This window comes from Paenibacillus plantarum (assembly GCF_013141695.1).
Lineage (GTDB): Bacteria > Bacillota > Bacilli > Paenibacillales > NBRC-103111 > Paenibacillus_E > Paenibacillus_E plantarum.
Genome location: NZ_WHNY01000066.1, coordinates 123,429 through 131,083, shown reverse-complemented (window position 1 = coordinate 131,083; position 7,655 = coordinate 123,429). Strand labels below are relative to the sequence as shown.

At 49.0% G+C, this 7,655-nt stretch carries 5 protein-coding genes; 1 reads left to right on the top strand and 4 read right to left on the bottom strand.

Going from position 1 to position 7,655, the window contains the following annotated elements; genetic code table 11:
* Positions 1–46: 46 nt before the first annotated feature.
* From GC096_RS23335 to GC096_RS23320, 4 genes are all read right to left on the bottom strand, one after another.
* Positions 47–2,377, bottom strand: coding sequence for an ATP-dependent DNA helicase (locus tag GC096_RS23335; protein ID WP_171633598.1), 2,331 nt, complete (start codon positions 2,375–2,377; stop codon positions 47–49).
* 734 nt (positions 2,378–3,111) lie between these two features.
* Complete coding sequence (locus tag GC096_RS39145) at positions 3,112–4,545, bottom strand: M23 family metallopeptidase (RefSeq protein ID WP_171633596.1); 1,434 nt, start codon at positions 4,543–4,545, stop codon at positions 3,112–3,114.
* A 119-nt stretch (positions 4,546–4,664) separates the two neighbouring features.
* The gene (locus GC096_RS23325) at positions 4,665–4,892 is read right to left on the bottom strand and encodes a cold-shock protein (protein ID WP_056622331.1); all 228 of its coding nucleotides are present in this window, start codon (positions 4,890–4,892) and stop codon (positions 4,665–4,667) included.
* Positions 4,893–4,984: 92 nt separating this feature from the next.
* On the bottom strand, positions 4,985–5,185 hold the full coding sequence (locus GC096_RS23320) for a cold-shock protein (RefSeq protein WP_047679716.1): 201 nt from the start codon (positions 5,183–5,185) through the stop codon (positions 4,985–4,987).
* Between the two features lie 308 nt (positions 5,186–5,493).
* Between GC096_RS23320 and GC096_RS39370 the strand changes: the two genes are divergently transcribed.
* Positions 5,494–7,599: a multicopper oxidase family protein gene (locus tag GC096_RS39370; RefSeq protein WP_171633594.1), complete on the top strand. Its 2,106-nt coding sequence runs from the start codon at positions 5,494–5,496 to the stop codon at positions 7,597–7,599.
* The last annotated feature ends 56 nt before the right edge of the window (positions 7,600–7,655 follow it).

Sequence of the window (7,655 nt, the reverse complement as noted above, 5' to 3'; positions counted from 1 at the left end):
CGCACTCCAAGGTCAACCTTGGGGTGCGGCTTTTTGCGTCCAGATCCTAACGCTGCACAGGCAGCACCTTGTAGTCGCGCCATTCCTCCGGCAGCAAGCGCTGATAACGCGGCTGCAGGTAGCGATCATCGATCAGCAGCAGCACGCCGTGATCCGTTTCGGAGCGAATTAACCGTCCGCCTGCCTGCTGCACCTTGTTCATGCCGGGGTAAACATAGGCGTAATCGTAGCCGTTTTTGCCCGTCCGCTCCATGTAATCCTTGATCAGATTACGCTCCGGCCCCAGCTGCGGTAAGCCAACACCGACAACAACGACGCCGGTTAAACGATCGCCAACAAGATCAATGCCCTCGGAGAAGATACCGCCCATCACCGCAAACCCCACTAACGTCTTCTCCGCTCCCGCTTGAAACGCTGATAGAAAGTGCTCTCGCTCCTCCTCTGTCATTTTGGCCTGTTGAACGAGTACGTTGGGTTGCGACTCGTCCACCGCCTCACCTACAAGATCTGTAAAAGCCTCATACACACTGCTCATATACGCATACGAAGGAAAAAACACTAAGTAATTACCCGCTCGTCCCGTGACCAGCTCATAGATCGAACGAGCAATCTGCGTACGACTGTGTTCCCGGTCCTGATAACGGGTCGAAAGCGGCTGCACGAAAACCTCCAGCTGCTCCTTTGCAAAAGGCGACGGCACCGTCACAGAATAATCGTCATCTCCTGCCCCTAACATGTCCATGAAATAGGACAAAGGTGACAGCGTCGCCGAGAAAAATACATGCGCCCGATATCCCTTCCCCATTTGCCGCAACAAATGAGATGGATCCAAGCACACGAGCTTCACGCTGACCTCGTTCCGGTCATTCACAACTAGCGTCACATACCGCTCGTCATACAGCTTCGAGATGCGCAAGAAATTCTGCGCGCCAAAATACGCATCCAAGAGTTCCGCACTCACCGGATTACCACCGGCGGATCTCGCTAATTCTTTTTCAGCCACCGCTGTAAAAGCTTCCACATGCACCAACAACGATTCCGGCAGCCCCGACTCTACCATCATCTCACGATCACCCACCTGCTTGCGGAGCGCTATGAAATAGGCATTTATCGCCTTCGCCGCGTCATGGAGCTCTTTACTAGCACCTTTGAACTCACGCTGCAGTGTAAGAAAAACCGATTTGTGCAGCTCACTGGCGTACATTTCCCGTGCTCGATCCACCAGATTATGCGACTCATCAATAAGCAGCGCTGTTTTGCGCTTCTGCTCCTCGAACAGCCGTTTCAAATTCACACGCGGGTCAAAGATATAATTGTAATCACAAATCACCGCATCCGCCGCGTAGGCCACATCCAACGAGAACTCAAACGGACACACACGGTGCTTCCGCGCATACGTCTCAATCACAGAACGCGTCATCACCGTTTCCTGCCTGAGCAGATCCAGCACCGCCTCATTCACCCGATCATAGTAGCCATCCGCGAACTCACAGTGTGCCGGCGTACACTTGACCTCGTCTTTCAAACACACTTTCTCCTTAGCGGTTAGCGTAACCACCTGTAGCTGCAAGCCCTTGTCCTGCAACAGGTAAAAAGCTTCCTCTGCCGCCGTCCGTGTTATCGTCTTCGCCGTCAAATAAAAAAACCGCTGCAGTACGCCCTCCCCCATCGCTTTCACCGACGGAAAAAGCGTCGACATCGTCTTGCCAATGCCTGTCGGTGCCTTAGCGAATAGCTTGTGCCCATCTTGGATGGTTTTGTACACCGCTCCTACCAGCTTGCGCTGCCCTTCACGATACTGCGGAAAAGGGAACTGCAGCTCCTTGATGCTCTGATTCCTGCGCTGCTCATGGTCAAACTTCATTTGTGCGTACGGATAGTAACTCTGAATCACCTCATGCACAAACCGCTCAAGCTCATCGTAAGCTGCTTCCCTCACAAAATGCCGCGTCTCCTCCGTATCCACCTGTGTATACGTCATCTGAACTCGCATATGGCTAAGCCCACGATCATGGGCCACCATGTACGCATAACACATCGCCTGTGCCCAGTGCACAGGGTACGAATTCTCTTCAATCAGCGCAATATCTCCGGAAGTCGATTTGATTTCATCTACCGTAAGCGTGTCTCCATCATCCGTCCCAGTTAGCAGCCCATCACAACGCCCATCTATGACAAATAAAAGCCCCTCATGCGCAATCTCCGCAGATACATACACTTCATGCTGATCGGATTCTCCGTATTGCTTCTGCAGTCTCTGATGCGCCTTTGTGCCATCTCTCAATGCCTTGCTCGACCGAAATTCCGTATCAATACTACCACTGCTAAACACATATTCCACAAGCGAACGAACTGATATCTGAACAACAGGTAGCATGCCACGTCTCCATTTTTAGAACATTTGTTCCTTATTATACCATGCGTGTCGGTGAAACACTACTAGCTCCTGCCCATCTACCCTCCCCATGCAAAATAACTGGATTTTGTACAGCTAAATTCATCGCTTTACCCCGATTCAGCGAATTAACTGGAAAATTTCCATCTAAATTCGAGCATATGCAAGAAAATCATCAAAAAAAGCCGAAATAACTACATATTTTCCATCTAAACGTGAATTTCGAAAGAATACGGGGAAATTAGCTGTATTTTTTCCATTTATTTTGTGTGTGGTGGGAGGGAGGTGATTGAGTGTGAGATGGGTAGCCTGTTGCGGGTGAGGTAGATGAGGGGGTAAGAGTGGCGTGTTGTGAGTGTGATAGATGAGTGAGTAAAGAGTAGCGTGTGGTGAGTGGGTAGATGAGTAAGTAAAGAGTAGCGTGTGGTGCGTGAGGTAGATGAATGAGTAAAGAGTAGCGTGTGGTGAGTGTGATAGATGTGCAAGTAAAGAGTAGCGTGTGGTGAGTGTGATAGATGTGCAAGTAAAGAGTAGCGTGTGGTGGGTGAAGTAGATGAGTGAGTAAAGAGTAGCGTGTGGTGAGTGAGGTAGATGAGTGCGTATGTGGCGATACACAATCCTCCACGCCAAAACCCCCTCCACGTCGAGCCTGGCTCATACGCAGAAGGGGAGAACAGTCTTCTTAATTTTCAGTTGACGATCATTTCACATCACGATCATTTCACCCACTGAAACGGGGTTGTATTAAAAAATAAGTCCGGATTGGCCTGAATATTATGTGCCCAGAAGGTAAAATGCAGATGCGGCCCCGTGGAGAAGCCGGTCGTGCCGACAAGCCCGATAATGTCGCCCTGCTTGACGCGGTCGCCAGGTTTGACACGCAGCTCGGAGAGATGCGCGTACTGCGAGAACAGCCCCATCCCATGGTCAATGTAGATGGAATTGCCGGTCAAATACAGGAGTTCCGCTAACGCGACAACTCCATCGTTCGTAGCCTTGATCGGTGTGCCTTCTTTGGCGGCCAGATCAAGGGCCATATGCGCGCTGTCGTATTTCCCGTTCACATAACGGGTGTACCCATACGGCGTGGTCAAAATCCCTTCGATCGGTTTCACGAACGGCCCGCTAAACAAAAAACTCGGCTCCGACTTGCTTCGCGCCAGATCGATCTTCTTCTGATCGGTGTTGATGCGCGTCGTATCCTGTTTCATACTCTCCATTTGCTCAGTAACCTTCAAATACTGCGTCTCGAACTTCTTCGCCTTGATGGTCAGCGTCTGATCACCAATCGGATACGTACCTGCCTTCACACTCATCGAAATTGGCAAATACGTAAAATATCCTGCTTCATAAGGTTGAAGTGTGTAGGTTTTGCCCTGCCAAGCGATACTGCCCGGCTCCTTATGGCGCACAAGTACAATATCTCCTGGCGATGCCTGATCCGGTATTAGCTTCCAGCTAGCACCCATGGCTGCTTTGGCTCCAGCTTCATCTTTATAGAGCAAAGCCTCTGCTTTGAGCTGGGCCAGCTGCGCTTTCACCCCTAAAATGACCGCCTTCGCGTCCTCCGTCATGCCATCTATCCAACTCTGTCCACCATCCACGGTGAGCACGAGTGGGCTTTTGCTATTCGTTGTGCTTGGTAATAGCGCCCAACCAATCTTCGGCGTCACGAACTGTGACTGCTTCACATCAAACATAGTCCCGTTCAGCGTAACAATATCCACGCTCGGGCTTCCTGAGGTTGCCGTAGCCGTAGCTGAAGCTCCTTCCGCCGCACTCCCAGTCCCGCTCTCCAAGCTCAGCAACTTTGTGATCGCTTCCAATCCATTCGTAGCCGCTTCGCCATCTGTCGGCAGAGCTTCCGTACTTGTGGCTTCCTGCCAATGGGCTCCGCCATCTGAAGTATGAGCCATCCCGTCCGCATACTTCACCCAGCCTCTATCCAGATCAAGCATGCGGAACTCCACAGCTACACGAGGTGTTGGGGTTGGTACTGGTGTTGCCGCTACGAGGTCAGGTACCTCCTTATTCGAAGAGGTCGATGTTTCAAATGGTGAGTCTCCAATGAAAATGACCGCACCAGCAGCTAGGATGCAAGCACCGACCAGCAGCGGCCATTGGCGCCGTTTTCTAGGTTTCACAGACATGCCTACCTCCCAAAGGTTGACGAGGGTTGTCCTCTTGCTAACGCCGTCGTCTCTGATTTCACTCTTCTCATGGTAACACAAAAAACCCGAAGACAGCTATGTCTCCGGGTTCTATAACGCTATATTTGTACGCCCTTTTTGAGCGTTTTCTGATCACTATTCGTGTTATTAACTAATGGAAGTAACTTGACACTTCGAACCATTGTGGACTGACATAAATGACATGTCGGCACGTGATCGAATGCAAAATTATCTCGCATCCAGCCTTTACAGCCTTCATTTTCACAAGACCATACCGTCACATTTTCTAGAGGCATCTCTTCAAGCGACTTTTTTCTGGAATACATGGATAAACCTCCTTAGAGTGTACTAAGCGTCAGATAGCTTTAAATTGAAAAAGACTGCCATTACTTAAGTAAAGGCAGTCTTTTTAATTATATTACAGTTTTACAACGTTTTCTGCTTGTGGTCCGCGGTTACCTTGAACTACGCTGAATTCAACGGATTGACCTTCGTCCAAAGTTTTGAAACCGTCACCTTGGATTGCGGAGAAGTGAACGAATACATCGTTGCCGCCTTCAACTTCGATGAAACCGAAACCTTTTTCTGCGTTAAACCATTTTACTGTACCAGTAGCCATTGTGAAATACCTCCAAAAATTATTAACATGTTTTTTATTCTTCAAAGAGAAAAAATTCACACATTGTATAAGGTTCACTAACAAAAATGAAAACCCTTTACAATATGTGAATTCAGGTTCTATTTGTCGATTGGATTTATCATAACACACCACTTATGAAAACGCAAACTATTTCCAAACTTTTACTAGTGTATTTTTTGAAAAAGCGGCCCCAACTTTAGTCTAGGTTGCCCATTGGTCTCCAGACGGTTTGATGCGCAGGGCAGGGGGACTATACTTGACGTATCGAGTTTAGGAGGGTTTTCATCGTGTATAACGCAAGTATTCAAACTATATTAGCCGTAAGTGTTTTATTCGTCATTTTCACATGGATCGGAAGCGTCAAGGCTTCCCGATTATTGTACAGTGGAAGCTTAGAGAAACTGCACCGCAAGACGCGCAAGCTGCTTTTCTGGGCATGGTTTCCCATCATTCCTGCAGCAGCAATTGTAGCTGCCATTGTCTGGCTGCAGATGAATATGGACCCGATTTTCTGGAAGGACCGCATCTTCCTACAAGCGCCGCTAGTCGTTGTTCCTCTTTTGAGCATATGGTTCGTGGCCGTTCCTAAGCTGCTGAAGCTTCGCTCGCTAACCAAGATAAGCTTAGCCGAAAGTAGTACCACAATTGAGCCTGCTATGTTCCAAAGAGCCGCTAGCCCTGGACTTATATTTCCTTATCAATTAACCGCGCTTAGCGCAGTAACGTCATTATATTTCACCTTTGTACCGCCAATTCCTTTCCAATGGTTAGAAATCAGCATTCCGCTCGCAGTCTTTATTGTCTTAGCCGCTGGACTTTGGTTGAGGCACGATCTGCGTGCCAAGCAGGTACGTAAAGCACCTAACTATCAAGCACCTCGACTATTGGCGCGCTTTGGTGCCATGACAGGCGTTCTCGTCGTGACTGCTGGTATCGGGTACTATTTCATTACATTTGCGATGGACAAAAGCGTACTACCAGCCGAGATCGACATGGCCAGTGGAACGCATGATTACGGCGGCGCAGTAAGCGAACACCTTGGTCATGACATGACCGCTATGTCCAATATGCCGAGCATGGTATCAGTAGCCGACCTAACGGGCCCGAAAGAGGGCACGCCAGATCGTCGTTTTACACTCGTAGCGCAGAAAAAAACGGTCACACTCAGCTCTGGCAAAACAGTGGACGCTTGGACCTATAATGGTCAAATCCCTGGACCTGAGCTTCGTATGAAAGAGGGAGAACTCATTGAAGTCACGCTAACGAACGAAGATATTGACGTTGGCGTTACCGCCCATTGGCACGGTTTGGATGTACCAAACGCCGAAGATGGCGTAGCTGGAGCCACACAAAATGCGGTTATGCCAGGTGAAACCTATACGTACCGTTTTCGCGCCGAGCAGGTGGGCAGCTTCTGGTACCATTCCCATCAGGATTCACAAGAAGCGGTGAGTATGGGGCTTTTCGGAGCGTTGATTGTGGAGCCAAAAGAGGTTGCAGATACAACAACATTTACAATTCCGTTCAAAGATATCACGGTTATGACTCATCGTTGGAAGAATACGTTCGCTATTGGCGCCAATGATGAATTGGACCGTCAAATAGTCGCTCCTGGGACGCCTGTCCGTATGCGGCTCATCAACACAGATGATTGGGTCAATCAAACCTATACGCTCGTGGGTACTCCTTTTGAAGTGGCGGCTATCGATGGGACAGATTTGAATAAGCCGGATCTCGTGACCAATACACGTGTCATTGTGCCAACTGGCGGACGATTTGATCTAACGTTTGTTATGCCGGATCATCCTGTCTATCTAAATGTGGGAACGAATAAAAACGGAGGCATTCTCCTGTCAGCTGATGGCCAAGGGAACGTTCCTGAGCTGCCGCAAACCGTAGCTTTCGATCCGCTTACCTATGGCAGTCCGAAGGCCACACCTATTGATGCGGGCAGCAAATTCGATCGAGATTTCACACTGATTTTAGATAATAAACTAGGCTTCTATAACAGAAATTTCGATTTCCTCTATACACTGAATGGAAAAGTGTTCCCTGATGCGCCGATGTTTATGGTGAAGGAAGGGGATCTGGTTAAAACGACGTTCGTTAATCGTGGAAATGTTGAGCATCCGATGCATTTACATGGTCATCATGTTCTCGTCCTATCTCGCAACGGCAAGCCTTCCACAGGCAGTCCATGGTGGTCGGATACGCTAGATGTTCAGCCTGGGGATACGTATGAGGTGGCTTTCGTTGCTAATAATCCAGGACTATGGATGGATCACTGTCATAACCTTGTGCACGCTGCCGCGGGGATGTCGATGCATTTGATGTATGAAGGGGTTACAACGCCATTTTCAGTAGGAAGTGCAACGTTGAATCATCCAGAGTGACGGCATTCACCATTTCGACAAGATTGGAAGCCGTTTTTTCAGAAAAGAGGGAGGGT